This window comes from Chryseobacterium sp. SG20098, assembly GCF_031844745.1.
Classification (GTDB): Bacteria; Bacteroidota; Bacteroidia; order Flavobacteriales; family Weeksellaceae; genus Chryseobacterium; species Chryseobacterium cucumeris.
The window spans coordinates 44,484-61,284 of sequence record NZ_CP134622.1; the positions used below are offsets into that span (position 1 = coordinate 44,484).

A 16,801-nucleotide genomic window follows, 5' to 3' on the forward strand; every position below is an offset into this window, starting at 1 on the left:
GGTACCGTATAATTCTGTATAAACTCTGGTCTTACATATACTGAGGGCATACTACAGCAGGGCAGATCAGTCCAGGACATTTTGGTCTTCCGTCTGTAGGGCAGCATTGGTTTGAGCAGTTTCCGATAATGATTCCGCTTCCTGCAATTCCTTTTAATTGTTCTCTTGAAAGTTTGTTGTTTCGTAAATTTTTCATGTTTTAATACTTTTGAATTGTTTTAATTTGTATGTTGTAAATATATTAATTTTTATAATATACCACCCGTTTTTATTAATATTGATGTATATTATCCTTTAAAATATTGATTATGTGTGAATTTTTTAATTTTTAAGCTCTGTGCATTTTGCCTGGGAAATGACATCATCAATCCCTGTATTTCCAAATTGCCTGCTTTTAAGAAAGCTTTTACATGCATTTTCCTGTTGCCCCATAGCTAGCAGCACTTCCCCACGAATATAAAGAACCGTTGGGTCGTCAGAATTATATTGCAGGGATCTTTCTAAATCTTTAAGCGCAGCATCATATTGTTTTAGCAAGGCAAAAGCCGCCCCTCTGTTTCCAAATCCTTTCTGGCTCTCTTTTAAGGACAATGATGTATTGAAATCTTCAATAGCTTCAGAATAATTATCCATTCGCATTTTTATATATCCGCGGTTCAGATAATTGCTGAAATTTTTAGGTTGTTTTTCTACTGAAATATTGGCGTCAGCCAAAGCTTCATTATACATTCCCAGTTCTGCTTTAACGCCCCCTCTTTCACTATATAAATCATAGTCTAAAGGATCTCTCTCTATCGCAATATTATAATACTCCAGTGCTTTTCCAAAATCGGCCAGAGAGGAATAATAAGTAGCGTAAAAAGAATAGACCCTGCGATTTTTGGGGTCCAGTTTAAGAACTTTATCAAAATCTTCTTTCGAATTTTTAATATCCTCCAAATATAAATAAGACATTCCTCTGTAAAGATAAGAGTCAAAAGTTTTTTCTTTTTTCTCGATGGCCTTAGTAAAAAGTGAGATTGCTTCTTTGTAATGTTCATTAATATATTCCGCATATCCAAGGTTGTAATTAGACTGCCCTGAAAGGATGGAGGAAATAATGAGGAAAAAGAACAAGAGTATAGTTTTTTTCATAGGTGAAGTTATTATTGTTTTTGTTCTCGAATTTAATAAAAAATAGGAACAATTTTTGGAGTAAATTGCACCTACTATTGATACACTATGTTTGACAAGCCTCAAAGAAAACTGAAAAGATCCGCAAGACTGATTTCCGTATTAAGTAAATATGGATTCAAAGATATTCTGGCTAGAATGAATGGAAATAAGCAGGAAGAAGCTTCTGGTCATTCAGATGAAATCATTTCAAAAGGAACCGTTTATGAAAGAATAAGACTCGCTCTAGAAGAGCTGGGACCTACCTTTGTAAAATTGGGTCAGACATTTAGTAACAGGGAAGACTTATTGCCGCCGGAATTGATCCAGGAGTTACAAAAACTTCAGGACAAAGTGGATACGGTAGATATGGCTGTGGAAGAAGCGCTGGAAAGTGAATTCAATATTTCCGTCAAAGATTATTTCCGTGAAATTCAGAAAAAGCCTTTGGCTACGGCTTCCATTGCACAGGTGTACAAAGCTGTTCTGTTGGATGGCAGTCCGGTAATTTTAAAGTTGAGAAAACCTGATGTTCAGTCTGTCATTGAAGATGATTTACTGCTGATTAAAGATATTGAAAAGCTGATATCCACTTATTCGGAGATAGGAGAAAAACTCAATCTGAAACAGGCTATTTCTACCTTTGAAAGATCTTTACTCGAAGAAGTCTCTCTGATCAATGAAAAAAATAATATCCAGCAGTTCCGTCTGAATTTTAAGAACAATAAAGAAACATACGTTCCTAAAGTGTACGAAGAATTTTCCAACAACAATATTCTTTGTATGGAATTTATTGATGGAATCAAAGTAACCGATAAATCTGTTCTTTTGGCTAATGATATCGATCCTGTAAAGGTTTCAGAAACAGGATTGAGACTCTTTGTATCACAGATTTTAGACTATGGGTTTTTCCATGCCGATCCTCATGCCGGAAATATTTTAGTAAGAAAAGACGGCAGAATTGTTTTCATCGATTTCGGAGCAGTAGGGAAAATTCAGCCTAATGATAAAGAAATTCTTGAAAATCTTATTGTCAGTTTTGTCGCTAAAAATTCGCATAAAATAGTCCGTTCACTCAAAAAAATGGCCATAAGCTATGAAATTCCGGACGAAAGAAGGTTTGAAAATGATGTGGATGATATTCTGAATTTTGTTCACAGCTCGTCATTACAGGATATCAATGTACAGGTCATTATCAACAAGATGAAGGATATATTGAAAGACAACAGGCTTTATATGCCGGATTATTTCTATCTTCTGTTCAAAGGAATCAGCCTGATAGAAGGAGTGGGAAGGAGTATTAATCCTGATCTTGATATTGTTAAAAGTCTTCACCCTTACACCAAAAAGATTTTTACCAAGAAAATCAGTCCTAAAAATCTTTTGAAAACAGGGATGGACCGGATGATGAATTTCACGGATAATGTGGATGAAATTCCGAAAGAGCTCCGTTCCGTTCTTCAAAAGCTGGATGAAAATAAATTTACGGTTTCCAGCGAAATCAAAAATATAGATAAGACCAACCAACTGATCAAATCCAGTGTCATCAATCTGATTCTGGCTATGGTTTTAGGAGCAAATATCATTGCCACAGCCATTGTCTTTTCTTCCGAGTCCGGACCAAGAATCGGAGAACTGTCATTAGTAGCAGTTTTAGGCTTTATCTTTTCAATCCTTTTAGTCATAATCCTCCTGCTAAGAGTAACCAGAAAATAATACACGCATTATGTGATTTGACTTGCATAGTTGACGTTATAATGCAGGATGAAAAATTGTAAAATCTTTAACTTTTAACTTATAAATTGTAACCCGAACCCCGAACCTCGTAACCTAAACCAACAATGAAAACGCTTATTATAACAACAATCACCTTATTCAGCTCATATTGTATGGCTCAACAGGGACGTGAAGAGAAAATTCAGGGAGATTTTGACGGAAACGGAACAAAAGAATACGCCTATACAAAAGTCAGCGACTGTGGTGACGAATGTGAAGGAAAGTGCGAAACAACCATTTATTTCAGTGATAAAAACATAAAACCTATAACCATTACACCTGCAAACCAGGGAAGTCTGTATAATTTGGGAGATCTTAATGGTGATGGGAAGGAAGAGATCGGATTTTATCCCAATTGGTGTACCAGCTGCTGGCATCCTTTTTATGTGTATACTTTAAGTAAAACGGGCTGGAAACCATTATTGCCTTCTATTTCAACGCATTGTAATCAGTGGGAAGAGGATCAATTCCCCATCAAAAAAGATCCTAAAAAGAAAGGATATGTTATTATTACCTCCAGTAAATGGGAAGATGATGATATTAAAATCAAAGTCAATAGTGTAAAGGTAAATGAGTAATTAATTTGTTGCTGGTTGTTATTTGTTGCTAGAAACATCAGTTGTATTTGGTAGTAATTCCCTATAATCAGATAGCTACTCTCTGCAACCTGCTGGCTAATATCTGCCAACTCAAATTTTCAACTTGTAATTAAATACCTATCTTTGCAAAATGGAAAAACTCACTTTTGCGGATTTTGACCTTCCGGTTAAAATTCTTGATGTTTTAGCGGATCTGGAATTATTTGAACCTACTCCCATTCAGGAGAAGAGCTTAAAGCCTATTCTTTCGGGAAGGGATGTAATGGGAATTGCACAGACCGGAACCGGAAAAACATTGGCTTATCTTTTACCCGTTCTGAAAACATGGAAATACAGTAAGACAGGAAATCCAACTGTTTTGGTGCTTGTTCCTACAAGAGAATTGGTGGTACAGGTGACTGAAATCCTTGAAAAACTGACAGAAAATATTACGGCAAGAGTAATCGGAATATACGGTGGAAAAAATATCAATACTCAAAAACTATTGTTTAATGATGGTTGTGATATTCTGGTAGGAACACCGGGAAGAGTGATGGACCTTTCCATAGACAATGCAATCTCTCTGAAGGAAGTTCAGAAGCTGATCATTGACGAGTTTGATGAGATGCTTAACCTTGGTTTCAGACCACAGCTTACCCACATTTTTGAAATGATGAAGGAGAAAAGACAGAATATTCTTTTCTCAGCTACTATGACAGAAGCAGTAGATGATATGTTGGATGAATATTTTGCAAGTCCGGTAGAAATTTCATTGGCAAAATCAGGAACTCCACTTGAAAAAATTGAACAGACAGGGTACAAAGTTGAAAACTTTAATACTAAAATCAATTTACTTGAACATTTGCTGAAGAATGATGCAGATATGTCCAAAGTATTGATCTTTAACAATAATAAAAGGCATGCTGATCTGCTCTTTACTAAAATCAATGAGCTTTTCCCTGAACAGTTTGATGTGATTCACTCCAACAAATCACAGAACTACAGACTAAAAGCGATGAAAAGCTTTGAAAATGAAGAGATCAGAGGTTTGATTACTACCGATGTCATGGCAAGAGGTCTTGATATCTCAAACATTACGCATGTCATCAATTTTGAGACCCCTGAAGTTCCTGAGCAGTATATCCATAGAATCGGTAGAACGGGTAGAGCAGATAAAGAAGGAAAAGCTTTGGTTTTTGTAACGAAAAAAGAAGAACCTTTGCTGCTTGATATCGAGCTGTTGATGGACAAAGAATTGAAATTTAATGAATTCCCTGAAGGTGTTAAGATCAATCCTAAGAAAATCGCTGCCGAAGAAGATCAGGTAGTGATGAAAAATCCTGTACAGGTAAAACTGAATGAAGGAGGCGGAGCATTTCACGAGAAAAAGGCTAAAAATACCAAAGAAAACTGGGGTGGACCTTCTAAAAGAAAAGCTCCTAAGAAGTTTGGAGCCAACAGAGCGCAGCAGAAAGCAATTTCGAAATCGAAAAGAAAGAAATAAAATAAAAAAACGATTCCAATTCAGGAATCGTTTTTTATTTTTAATCGAATTTGATATTATTTTTTTGTCATGGGTTGTAGTTTATTTCAGATAAGGAGTGATAATCTTTGTCCAGATTCTATATCCCTCCGGCTTAAAATGAAGCATATCTTCAACAAAAATATCCTTTCTTACATTTCCATTAGCATCTTCCATAGCCTTAGTTACATCAATAAATTCTGCGTTTGGTTCTTTTTTCATAAAAGCAGCAATCTTTTTGTTGGCGATTTTCATCTGTGGCCAGATCACTTCTCGGCTCGGCGAATATTTGATGGAGATATAATCTACTTCAATATCAGGAAATCGCTCACGTATTTTTTTGTAGAAAGCTTTGAATCGGTCAACGACTACTTTGGCTTTTAGCTTATGATTATCAGCAAAATCATTTTCACCACAATAAATAATGATCTGTTTGGGTTGGTAAGGTGCTAGGAGATCATTTGCAAAATTATTAAGGTCTGTAAGTCTGGATCCCCCGAAACCTCTGTTGATGATTGTTTTGCCGGGAAAATAATCCGCTACATCCGTCCATTTGGTGAATGAGGAACTTCCGATAAATAAAATAGCATCCTTTTGAGGCGGATTTTGCTGATCCAGCTTTTTAAATTCCTGGATGTCCTGCCAGAACATCGGTTTTTTTTCCTGAGAAAAGGCAATAGCAAAGTACAGCAATAGAAATGCTGATAGAATCTTCTTCATTATATTCAGTTTTAAATTAGATATAAAAGTAATAAAAAACTCCCGATTAGCGGGAGTTTATATTTTATCTTTTGTAGGTAACGTAAGGGATATCCGGAATTTTATCTCCATCCATATCAAAGATCCCTGACTGCTGGGCAAGTTTAAGATCTTTGGCTGTTAACATATCAATTCTGTAATTGACAGATCCTTCGTCGCCAAGTTTAATTCCAATAATTTTTGAATCGGCATCGTAGGTATATCTTCCTTCAGTTTTGGGAGCTGGAGTACAGTTGGCCCCTTCTCCCGTATACGCCGTGTAGCTCACATAATAATCTGTTCTTAAGAAAAGAGTATTTTTGGTTGCACATCCGGTTAACGTTTCAGTATAAAGCACTGTTTTATTATCTTTTCCAGAAATTACTTCCCTTTTAACTTCCTTCCAATCTCCTTTCATGATATCCATATCATAAGCTTCAAGATTATCATCTTTACAAGAAGTAAGCGCCAGGGCGGAAAAGGCAAATAAAAGTAGCTGTTTTTTCATTTTCACAAATTTAAGAATATGCTAAAATATAAATAAATTTGAAATATCTATAATGAAATAATGATTTTTTAAACGAATGTTTGTAAATTAAATAATTTTATAGAGGTTGCAATACGGGATGCGAGTTTCGGGTTATATATTTTCAAACTGAAAATGAAGATAAGCGCTTCATCCGAATCTTGAAACAGCATAGCTCAAACCTCGTACCCCGAATCCCTTAATAACTCATTTCTACAATCTTATAAGCATCCTGCGGAGTCAGTTTTTTGTATTCTCCAAGTCCCAGCCAGTTTCTTTCTGTAAAGGCTTTTTCAACCTTTTCAGCTGTTCCTTTAAAGTCTTCCGTATATTCGGAAAGCTTGGTTTTGATGTGAAGACTGTGGAAAAATTCTTCCAGTTTTTTTATACCCAGTTCAGCTTTTTCCTCTACGCTTCCGTCTTTGATTCCCCAAACTCTTTCAGCGTACTGAGCCAGTTTTCCTTTTTTATCTTCGAAGTTGTAACGGTAATGGGATGGAGCAATAATCGCCAGTGTTCTTGCATGGTCAATACCGAAGTAAGCCGTCAGCTCATGTCCCATAGCGTGTACTGCCCAGTCTGTAATCACTCCCTTCTGGATCAGGCCGTTTAAAGCCATTGTACAGCACCACATAAAGTTTCCGGCAGCATCATAGTTGAAATCATCAGCCAATACTTTAGGAGCAGTTTCCTGCAGGCTGATCAGAATGCTTTCTGCAATTCTTTCCTGAAGGTCTGCAGAAGAAGGAGCAGTCATATATTGTTCCAAAACGTGAGTGTAGGCATCAGTGATTCCGTTCACGATCTGATTTTTAGGGATCGTTCTGATCACTTCCGGATCCAGGACAGAAAATTGCGGGAAAAGTCCCGGTCCTCCCGAAGATAATTTCTCATGGGTTTCTCTTCTTGAGATCACATATCCGGAATTCATTTCTGAACCTGTTGCAGGCAGTGTCAGAATGCTTCCAAAAGGCATTCCTTCTCCTTCAAAAGTTCTCACCGATTTTCTCAGGATATCCCACGGTTCACCATCATAATTGGCTGCTGCAGAAAGGAATTTTGTTCCGTCAATCACAGAGCCTCCACCTACTGCAAGAAGGTAAGTAATGTTTTTCTCTTTAATAAATCTTAAAGCATTGATCAGAACTTCATATTCAGGGTTGGCAGGAACTCCGCCAAACTCATATAATTCATGTCCTTTTAAAGCCTCTTTTACCTGATCGTAAACACCATTATTTTTGATGCTTCCGCCACCGTAAATCATTAATATTCTTGCATCTTGAGGAATTTCTTTGGAAATTTTAGCGATTTCACCTTTCCCGAAAAGTATTTTTGTTGGATTTTTAAACTCGAAATTAAGCATTGTTCTAAATTTATTTTAAGTCAAATTTACGGAATGAAAAAGGAAAAGTGAGTTAATGAAATTTTAAAATTGCTATTATTCATTTTTATGAAAGCTATCGCTTTGAACTTCTTTGATTAATATTTTTTATTCCTTTCTAATCCAAATACTATGCTTCAGGAGAAAGATAGGCTTTTGCTCTTTTTATAAAGGCTTCCTTATCTTTTTTGATCTCTTCCAATAGTTTTTTCCGGTCATCAGGAATCGTGAGATACTGATCACCCCAAAGGTTGATTTCAACGATCACGGGGATAAGATCAATCCCTTTCTGAGTCAGAAAATAAAGAATTTTCAACTTGCTGTCCGGATGGTCTTTTTTATCAATTATCCCATTGTCTAAAAGGTTTTGCAGTCTTGTGGCCAGAATGTTGGTAGCTATTTTTTCATCTGCCTTAAGAAAGTCACCATAAGTACATTCCTTTTTCAGCATAAGGTCTCTAATAATAAGCAGAGACCATTTGTCACCCCACATTTCCAGTGAACAGCTGATCGGGCAGTCGGATCGTTTTTTACTCATTTTGTTAATTTTAAAATAATGCTTGCAAAATGAAAGTGTTTATTATAATTTTGCTTTTATTTTGCAAGTAAATTTAATCATAAAAATTAATAAATCAAATGGATCATTATGACATTGCCGTAATTGGCTCAGGACCCGGCGGATATGTAGCGGCGATACGAAGCGCCCAGTTGGGATACAAAACCGTGATTATAGAAAAGTATGATACATTGGGAGGAACATGTACCAATGTGGGCTGTATTCCGACTAAAGCATTATTGGACAGCACTCATCATTATGCTGAAGCACAGCATCAATTCAAGGAACATGGGATTAGGCTGGATACTATTGAACTGGATTTTTCCCAAATGTATAAAAGAAAAGCAGGGGTGGTTTCAAAAAATACAGGAGGGCTGGACTTTTTAATGAATAAAAATAAAATTACAAGGTTAAAAGGGACAGCAAGTTTCATCAATAATTCTACCCTAAAAATTCTCAGTGAATCTGAAATTAAAGAGATTACTGCACAGCATTATATAATTGCTACAGGCTCAAAACCATCAACTATTCCAGGAGTAGATATTGATAAAAAAAGGATTATTACTTCCACAGAAGCCCTTTCTTTGCAGGAAAAACCGGAATCTATGGTAATCATAGGCGGTGGAGTGATAGGAGTGGAAATGGCATCTATTTTCAACCGCATCGGAACGAAAGTAACTATTCTGGAATATGCCGATCATCTGATTTCCACCATGGACCATGAGTTAGGAAAAAGCATGCAGAAGATTCTTAAAAAAGAAGGAATTGATATCCGTCTCAATCAATCTGTATATAAAACCCAGAATGTAGGCTCTAAGGGCAAAGTCTTTTTTAAAGATAAAAACGGAACAGAAGGTGAACTGGAAGCAGATTATATATTGGTAGCAGTGGGAAGAAGCCCTTATGTAAAAGGTTTGGGTCTTGAAAATACGGATGTACAGCTGGACGAGAGAGGTTTTATTAAAATAAATGAAAACAATCAGACTTCAGTGCCTGCTATCTATGCAATAGGAGATGTTATCGGGGGAACAATGTTGGCTCACAAAGCGGAAGAAGAAGGTGTTTTTGTAGCGGAAACCATTAACGGACAAAAACGTCATATTCATTATAATCGTATTCCTTCAGTGGTGTATACGTGGCCTGAAGTAGCTTCAGTAGGATATACGGAAGAATACCTGAAACAAAATAATATCGCATATAATACAGGGAAATTCCCTTTTTCTGCCAGCGCAAGAGCCCGTGCTTCAATGGATATGGAAGGTTTTGCCAAAGTTTTGGTTGATCCGAAATATGGCGAAGTGCTGGGAGTTCACATCATTGGAGCCAGAGCTGCAGATTTGATTGCTCAGGGTGTTATCGCTCAGGAATATGAGGTGACTGCAGAAGATATGTTCCGTATTTCCTATGCCCATCCAACCTATTCTGAAACTTTAAAAGAGGCTTATTTGATTGCTTCAGGACAAGGAGCAATTAATATATAATGAAGTCATGCTAAAATTTAAACCATTAAGATCTGTGAGGAGCATAAGAATCATTAAGATTCACCTTAGATGAAAAAAAGCATCTTGCTAAAAAATAGCTTTAGCTATTCTCTTAACTATCCTTATCAACTTAAAAAATCTTAATGGTTTACATTAGCAGTTTGTAAATTTTATTGCAGGTAAAATCCTCGCGCCTTAAAGCTGTATCTTGATAAATTAATTTGCGCCTTGGCGTTTTTTTAAATTCAGTTACAAAGAAGTACAGTTTTCATCCTTCGTATAAACTCCATTGCTTTTTGCTTCCAGCTTTCCTGTTTTTCTATTGATTTTAACCCAAAAAGATTCTTTCACAGCCGGACAACCCTTTGACTGCATAAGGTACATTGAAATATGGCGGTCTTCAATTTTATAAGCTCCGGTAAATCGGTTACTTGTATCCACCGAATACCCATACGTTTTTGCCAGTAAAATAGCCTCTGGAAGATTGTCTACAGTTCCGATAAAATCTCTCAGCTGCTGCTCATTGGAAAAATAAAAAGACCTTTCGTTTTTGCAAGCCAGAATATAAGAAAAACAGTTGTTCCCAATACATTTCTGGAAAAAACCTTTTTCAGGAACCGGTTCATTGATGGTCATAAAGTCAGGAGCCTGGCTTTCATAAAGTACTGATTTTTCATAGTCCACATCATTACTCAGAACACGCCAGTAAGCATAGTCTTTATCAGGAACAATGAAAGGATAGAGATATTCTACTGTATCAAGAATATCAGGAATTTTTTTATAATCATCAGGAACCTTGATCTGGCTGTAAAGCAGATTGGAGAGAATCAGGGAAAATGCGATGATTACTTTCATAGAGAGTGGGTTTCCGGTGCAAATGTAAGAAAGAGAATTATTCCAGTACAATTTTATAATATCCTTTTTCAGCAGTTACATCAATATCTATACCTGTAAACGTTAATTTATTAATTTGATAGCCATCACACCCCCCGTTAAATTCTGATGATTGTATTGAAAAGTCTAAGTCTTTAATATTAGAAAAGAATTTATACTTTTTTGTTCCATTATAGGCACCTACATTTTCTACAATGATCATATTTTCAGATGTTTTGGATAGTTGGACACTATTGTTATCTTCGTCCTGAACTGAATAAGTGGTCAATGTTCCATTGGCAATAAGATTTTCATCATTAGAATCCACAAACTTAAAAAGGATCGGCAGAGGTGGATTGTAACAATCTTTTTCACAAGAGATGAAAAGAAGGGCTACGAGTAAAAAAGTAAATATTTTATTCATGGATGATGGATGGTGTGAAGAGTAAAGTTAATCAAAATTATATTAAATCTGAATGAGTAAAAATGGATTTCTATAATTTTAAAACCTATACAAGTATTCCATAGTTAATCGTTTGTTTACTCTGGAAAAAGTATTTATAAAATTTTTTAAAAAATAGTTTTCATCTTTTATTTTTGTCATTTGTCAATTAAAGTAATTTCAAAATCGCTTACATTTGTTAATATGATACATGACCAACGCGCAGAAAAATTCAGGCAGATTGTGGAAAATAAGTTCCAGATCTATAATTCATTATTTATGAGCCTGCCTTATGATAAAATGACGAATATCGGAATGCTGCTTCCATTTCTTTATGAGGAAAGCAGGACCGGCTATGAAGCAGGAAAAACTCCTGAAGATATCGTCGAAGAATTCTTTAAAAATCATACCGATCTTCAGAAGGAAGAGCAGAAACTTGAACTGCTTTTCAAGATCATACAATATATAGAAAGACAGGTAGTTTTGTTTGACAGTATTGAGGATGCTGCATTTCCTAATCTCCATTCAGAAAGTGATAATGGAACGGTGACCAACCTCTTTGAGCGTTCTTTTCAGGATCATAAAATTGAAAAAGTACGCGAGAAATTGAAAGATTTCAGTGTTAAGGTTGTATTTACTGCGCACCCCACTCAGTTTTATCCAAGTTCGGTACAAAGAATTATTCAGGATTTGAGAGGAGCAATTACCGGTGATTCAGTGACGCAGATTGATATGCTTCTGCAGCAGCTGGGGAAGACTCCTTTTGTCAATAAAGAAAAACCTACTCCGATAGATGAAGCACTAAGCATTATTTCTTACCTGAGATATGTGTATTATGATACCATCGGTGAACTCTTTACAAAGATCAAAAAGACTTTTGGAAACGGACATTTTCACCTTCATGAAGATATTATCCAGCTTGGTTTCTGGCCGGGAGGAGACAGAGACGGAAATCCTTTTGTAACCGCAGAGGTAACGAAAAGAGTAGCGGAAGAACTTCGCTCAGCCATTCTGAAGTCTTATTACAGCCATTTGAAATTTATCAGAAGAAGATTAAGTTTCAGAGGTGTTTCCGAAGTGTTGACCCAGCTAAGTGAAGAGCTGTATGCTGCCATTTTTGACGGGAAAAGCATTAAAGCCGAAGATATTTTAAAGAAAGCCAATGAGGCAGAAAAAATATTGATCAATGAGCATAATTCTTTATTTTTAGATCTTTTGGTCAATTTCAGGGATCGTGTGATGATCTTCGGAACTCACTTTGCTACGCTGGATATTCGCCAGGACAGCAGAATTCATCAGAAAGTTATTGATGAGGTATATGCAAAAGTTTACGGAAATGAAGAGGCTGATTACGAACAGAAGTTCAGTAAACTGATTCAGATGTCAGAAACGGTACATGCGGAGGATTTCGAAGATATTGTAAAAGATACTTTATTAACGGTTTCTCAGGTTACAGAAATCCAGAATCTGAACGGACTGAGAGGAATGAACCGTTATATTATTTCCAATTCTGACGCGGTAAAAGATGTTATGAATGTATATGCCTTCTTTAAAATCTGCGGTTATCGGGATGAAGCGATCAATATGGATATTGTTCCGCTTTTTGAAACCATGGAAGGACTTGCCAATGCAGAAAATGTAATGAATGAGCTGTATCATAATCCTGTTTATAAAAAGCATCTTGAAAAAAGAGGAAATCAGCAGACGATCATGCTTGGATTCTCAGATGGAACCAAAGACGGAGGATATTTAAAAGCCAACTGGGAAATTTATAAAGCCAAAGAAGTACTGACAAAACTTTCCGAGCAGAATAATATTAAAGTGGTATTCTTTGACGGTAGAGGCGGACCACCAGCCAGAGGAGGAGGGAAGACCCACGATTTCTATGCTTCTCAGGGAAAAACAATTGCGAATAATAAAATAGAACTAACAATTCAGGGGCAGACGATTACCAGTATTTTTGGAAATAAAGAACAGGCAAAATACAACTTTGAACAGCTTCTGACCGCCGGTGTAGAAAATGACGTATTCAAAAATTCAAAAAAAGAACTTACCGAAAAAGAAAGAGCTTTGATTATTGAGTTGGCGGATATCAGCTATAAAAAATATTCAGATCTGAAAGCGCATCCTATGTTTGTTCCCTATCTGCAGGAAATGAGTACGCTTGAATATTACGGAAAAACGAATATCGGAAGCCGGCCTTCAAAAAGAGGAAACGGAAGCGAACTGAAGTTTGAAGATCTGAGAGCCATCCCGTTTGTAGGATCATGGTCACAATTGAAGCAGAACGTACCTGGGTTCTTCGGTTTTGGATATGCAATGCAAAAGATGAAAGAACAGGGCAGATTTGAAGAGGTAAGGGAACTTTACAAAGGGTCAGATTTCTTTAAGACTTTAGTTCTGAACTCCATGATGAGTATGAACAAGTCTTACTTCCCATTGACTTACTATATCAAAAATAATCCGAAGTTCGGTGCTTTCTGGAATGTCCTTTTCGATGAATATGAGCTTTCCAGAGACATTATGCTGGAACTGACAGGATTTAAAATGCTTCAGGAAGAAGATCCGTTATCCAGAAAATCGGTGAAGATCCGCGAGAAGATTGTACTTCCGTTGCTGAGTATTCAGCAATATGCTTTAATGAAGATTCAGAAAGGAGAAGGCAACAAAGAAGCTTATGAAAAGCTGGTAACGCGTTCACTGTTCGGGAATATTAATGCAAGCAGAAACTCTGCATAAGCTATTTTTTTAATAAGAATGATCATAACGAAATGATAATCAATATCAATAAAAAACGGGCTAAAGCCCGTTTTTTATTATAAACCATTTAATGAGCTTTAGCTCAAACTTATTTTTATGTTGTAATACGACAAAAAATAGTAATATATCTACCATAGATTGTACAGATGTTTATGTTGTATTAAATCTGCTCAATCTGAGTAATCTGCGAGAAACAAAATTATTCCTTTAAGAATTTTTCGTAGAAAACCTTGTCCTTCGTCTGAATTTTCAGATAATAGGTTCCTTTGGAAAAATCTTCCACTTTTATAGATTTCTGGTTGTTGCTTTTCCTGATGAGTCTTCCAAGGTTATCATATATTTCTAACGATTGAACTTCTTGCTCTGATGCAATATTCAGGATATTTTTTGCAGGATTCGGGAATATGGAGAACCTGTCTTTTTTTACAGTCTCAGAGGTATTCAGAACGAGATTATATAAACTTCCGAAATTAAGAATACCATATCCCATCTGATCGGTATGGGCAGGATAAAGTGAAGCCGTTTGTCTCAGTTTTGTTCTCATCTGCTCTCTGTTCATTGTTGGGAATGCCTGAATAAGACATGCAACACCGCCTGCGGCAATAGGAGTAGCAATAGAAGTTCCGTTTACAACTAAGGTCGCATTATCATACACGGTTGTTGTACCGCTCCCTTGGGTACTTCCATCCGGTTTTACCACCCCGAGAGCATTAGGTCCGAAAGAAGAAAATCCGGATGCATTTCCGGCTGAATCTACAGATCCGATAGAAAATACTTTTGCATTGTCAGAGGGTGTCATAAGGTAATGCCAGGGCTGTTGTCCGGAGTTTCCTGCAGCAGCAAGAACAAAAATACCCTTGTCAGCGGCAATACCTGCTCCACGGGCAATAAATGAAGTATTCCCGTCCATATTGGCATATGTATAATTGTAACGGCTTTCGTCAAAAACATTGTATCCTAGTGAAGAAGTAATAATTTCTACTCCTTTTCGATCTGCTTCCTCAGCAGCTTCAATCCAGTAGAGTTCTTCTTCGGGAATCTCTACGGTAGCATTTTCACTGCGGTAAAGATAAAAGTCAGCATCAGGTGCAGCTCCTACAAAAACGTCTTGAAGATATCCGCCAATAGCACCTAACACGACGGAGCCATGAGTACTGAGAGATGCATTGTAGATGTCTCCGGTTTTGGTTACAAAATCATAAGAGGCTTTGATATGATTATTGGTCCACAATCTTGAAAAAGCAGCACCTGTATTCACCGTTGGAAATCCGGCATCAATCACCGCTATGGAAATTCCTGTTCCCGTATAGCCTGCCAGATGAAGCGGCCGGATATTCACCTGATCTATTTGTCCGGCTCCGGAACCGTAATTAAAATTGGTAAGTATTTTATTGATGCTGGCATCGTCTTTCCATTTTCCTGGTGCTGGTTTCACAGTAGCAGAACTGTTTCTGGCAAAACTTTCAACAGAGGAAACATAAGTTTGAGCCTGAAGTAATGTTTTTTGTGCAGCAGTAGCATTAACTGCTGCACCATTAAGCCATTTTGAATAATCCGTAACAACAAATCCCAAATTTTGAAGATTCTGAAGATAAGACTGTTCAATAGGAGCATCCTGATCATTGAGGGGAATTCCCAGCGCGGTACGCCTGTTGAGTGATTTCTGGCTGAGTTCCGACAGCGGATTGGCGTAAAAAGCAGCTTTATTAGGCTTATCCGTGAAGTAAACAAAGACGAGCTCCGTTTGTGCGGAAACGGCAAGGTAACCAGTTAGGAAACAAAAGAGTAAAAGTTTTTTCATAAAATTTATTTGTATAAAGATAAAAACAAAATCAATAAAATTTTTGATAGGATTTTAAATTCCTTATTTTTACAGAAATATTTAGTATATGAAAAAAATTCAGATGGTTGACTTGCAAAGTCAGTATTACAAAATAAAGAATGATGTAGACAATGCAGTTTTGAATGTAATGGATTCTGCGGCATTTATTAACGGTCCTGAAGTAAAGTCTTTCCAGAATGAATTGGAGTCTTATTTAGACGTAAAACATGTTATTCCGTGTGCCAATGGTACAGATGCATTACAGATTGCCCTGATGGCGTTGGATCTGAAAGAAGGAGACGAAATTATAACAGCTGATTTTACTTTTGCTGCTACAGTAGAAGTTATTCACCTGCTTAAATTAAAGTCTGTACTGGTAGATGTAGATTATGATACATTCACAATCTCTACTGAACAGATTAAAAAAGCAATTACGCCCAAAACAAAAGCGATAATTCCGGTGCATATTTTCGGACAGTGCGCTAATATGGAGGAAATTTTAAAAATTGCTGAAGAGCACAATTTATTTGTTATTGAAGACAATGCTCAGGCAATCGGTTCAGAATATACATTTTCTGACGGAAGTGTAAAACAGGCAGGAACAATGTCTACTGTGGGAACCACTTCTTTCTTCCCTTCAAAAAACCTGGGATGTTACGGAGACGGAGGTGCTATCTTTACCAATAATGATGAATTAGCCCACCGTTTAAGAGGAATTGTAAACCATGGAATGTACGAAAGATATTACCATGATGAGGTAGGAGTAAACTCACGTTTGGACAGTATTCAGGCTGCGGTTTTAAGAAAGAAACTTCCTCACCTGGATTCTTACAACGAAGCCAGAAGAAAAGCAGCTGATTTTTATGATGAAGCTTTCGAAGGAAACCCGAATATCCTGACTCCAAAAAGAGCGGAAAACTCTACTCACGTATTCCACCAGTATACGTTAAGAATCCTGAATGGAAAACGTAATGAGCTTCAGAAGTTTTTAGCGGAAAAAGAAATTCCTGCAATGATCTATTATCCGGTAGCATTAAGAAAGCAAAAAGCATACTTCCAGGAAAGTAATGCAGCAGACTTTGTGAATACAGATAAGCTTTTGGATCAGGTAATTTCGTTGCCAATGCATACAGAATTAGACGAAGAGCAGCTGAAGTATATTACGGATGCAGTACTTGAGTTTATGGGATAAAA

15 protein-coding genes are annotated in these 16,801 nt (G+C 36.7%); 6 read left to right on the forward strand and 9 right to left on the reverse strand.

The window, feature by feature from the left end:
• Positions 1 to 31: 31 nt before the first annotated feature.
• Entirely contained in the window at positions 32 to 196 is a 165-nt protein-coding gene (locus RHP76_RS00175) for a hypothetical protein (RefSeq protein WP_167497813.1), read from the reverse strand.
• Between the two features lie 125 nt (positions 197 to 321).
• Positions 322 to 1,134 (reverse strand): tetratricopeptide repeat protein, encoded by an 813-nt coding sequence (locus tag RHP76_RS00180; RefSeq protein WP_120230578.1) that lies wholly within the window; start codon positions 1,132 to 1,134, stop codon positions 322 to 324.
• An 87-nt stretch (positions 1,135 to 1,221) separates the two neighbouring features.
• On the opposite strand from RHP76_RS00180, the gene RHP76_RS00185 reads away from it, so the two are divergent.
• The 3 genes from RHP76_RS00185 (at position 1,222) to RHP76_RS00195 (ending at position 5,010) form a co-directional block, all read left to right on the forward strand.
• On the forward strand, positions 1,222 to 2,868 hold the full coding sequence (locus RHP76_RS00185; protein WP_120230579.1) for an ABC1 kinase family protein: 1,647 nt from the start codon (positions 1,222 to 1,224) through the stop codon (positions 2,866 to 2,868).
• A gap of 125 nt (positions 2,869 to 2,993) precedes the next feature.
• Positions 2,994 to 3,506, forward strand: a complete 513-nt coding sequence (locus RHP76_RS00190; RefSeq protein WP_311229199.1) for a hypothetical protein — start codon at positions 2,994 to 2,996, stop codon at positions 3,504 to 3,506.
• A gap of 151 nt (positions 3,507 to 3,657) precedes the next feature.
• On the forward strand, positions 3,658 to 5,010 hold the full coding sequence (locus RHP76_RS00195) for a DEAD/DEAH box helicase (RefSeq protein ID WP_120230580.1): 1,353 nt from the start codon (positions 3,658 to 3,660) through the stop codon (positions 5,008 to 5,010).
• 81 nt (positions 5,011 to 5,091) lie between these two features.
• Here the strand turns inward: RHP76_RS00195 and RHP76_RS00200 are convergent, their stop codons facing one another.
• The 4 genes from RHP76_RS00200 to RHP76_RS00215 form a co-directional block, all read right to left on the reverse strand.
• Positions 5,092 to 5,748, reverse strand: a complete 657-nt coding sequence (locus tag RHP76_RS00200) for a GDSL-type esterase/lipase family protein (RefSeq protein WP_120230581.1) — start codon at positions 5,746 to 5,748, stop codon at positions 5,092 to 5,094.
• Between the two features lie 64 nt (positions 5,749 to 5,812).
• Positions 5,813 to 6,274 (reverse strand): lipocalin-like domain-containing protein, encoded by a 462-nt coding sequence (locus RHP76_RS00205; protein ID WP_062670787.1) that lies wholly within the window; start codon positions 6,272 to 6,274, stop codon positions 5,813 to 5,815.
• A 217-nt stretch (positions 6,275 to 6,491) separates the two neighbouring features.
• Entirely contained in the window at positions 6,492 to 7,655 is a 1,164-nt protein-coding gene (locus tag RHP76_RS00210) for an iron-containing alcohol dehydrogenase (protein WP_311229200.1), read from the reverse strand.
• 148 nt (positions 7,656 to 7,803) lie between these two features.
• Complete coding sequence (locus tag RHP76_RS00215; protein WP_311229201.1) at positions 7,804 to 8,211, reverse strand: winged helix-turn-helix transcriptional regulator; 408 nt, start codon at positions 8,209 to 8,211, stop codon at positions 7,804 to 7,806.
• Between the two features lie 98 nt (positions 8,212 to 8,309).
• Between RHP76_RS00215 and lpdA the strand changes: the two genes are divergently transcribed.
• Positions 8,310 to 9,710, forward strand: coding sequence for a dihydrolipoyl dehydrogenase (lpdA, locus tag RHP76_RS00220; protein WP_288442427.1), 1,401 nt, complete (start codon positions 8,310 to 8,312; stop codon positions 9,708 to 9,710).
• Positions 9,711 to 9,959: 249 nt separating this feature from the next.
• Here lpdA and RHP76_RS00225 read toward each other — a convergent pair whose 3' ends face one another.
• Both RHP76_RS00225 and RHP76_RS00230 read right to left on the reverse strand, forming a co-directional pair.
• Entirely contained in the window at positions 9,960 to 10,565 is a 606-nt protein-coding gene (locus RHP76_RS00225) for a hypothetical protein (RefSeq protein WP_311229202.1), read from the reverse strand.
• Between the two features lie 37 nt (positions 10,566 to 10,602).
• Positions 10,603 to 11,007 (reverse strand): hypothetical protein, encoded by a 405-nt coding sequence (locus tag RHP76_RS00230; RefSeq protein ID WP_311229203.1) that lies wholly within the window; start codon positions 11,005 to 11,007, stop codon positions 10,603 to 10,605.
• A 222-nt stretch (positions 11,008 to 11,229) separates the two neighbouring features.
• On the opposite strand from RHP76_RS00230, the gene RHP76_RS00235 reads away from it, so the two are divergent.
• The gene (locus RHP76_RS00235) at positions 11,230 to 13,764 is read left to right on the forward strand and encodes a phosphoenolpyruvate carboxylase (protein WP_311229204.1); all 2,535 of its coding nucleotides are present in this window, start codon (positions 11,230 to 11,232) and stop codon (positions 13,762 to 13,764) included.
• Between the two features lie 220 nt (positions 13,765 to 13,984).
• Here the strand turns inward: RHP76_RS00235 and RHP76_RS00240 are convergent, their stop codons facing one another.
• Complete coding sequence (locus RHP76_RS00240; protein ID WP_120230587.1) at positions 13,985 to 15,586, reverse strand: S8/S53 family peptidase; 1,602 nt, start codon at positions 15,584 to 15,586, stop codon at positions 13,985 to 13,987.
• Positions 15,587 to 15,674: 88 nt separating this feature from the next.
• Here RHP76_RS00240 and RHP76_RS00245 point away from each other — a divergent pair, with 88 nt between their 5' ends.
• Positions 15,675 to 16,799: a DegT/DnrJ/EryC1/StrS family aminotransferase gene (locus RHP76_RS00245; RefSeq protein WP_062670775.1), complete on the forward strand. Its 1,125-nt coding sequence runs from the start codon at positions 15,675 to 15,677 to the stop codon at positions 16,797 to 16,799.
• Positions 16,800 to 16,801: the final 2 nt, after the last annotated feature.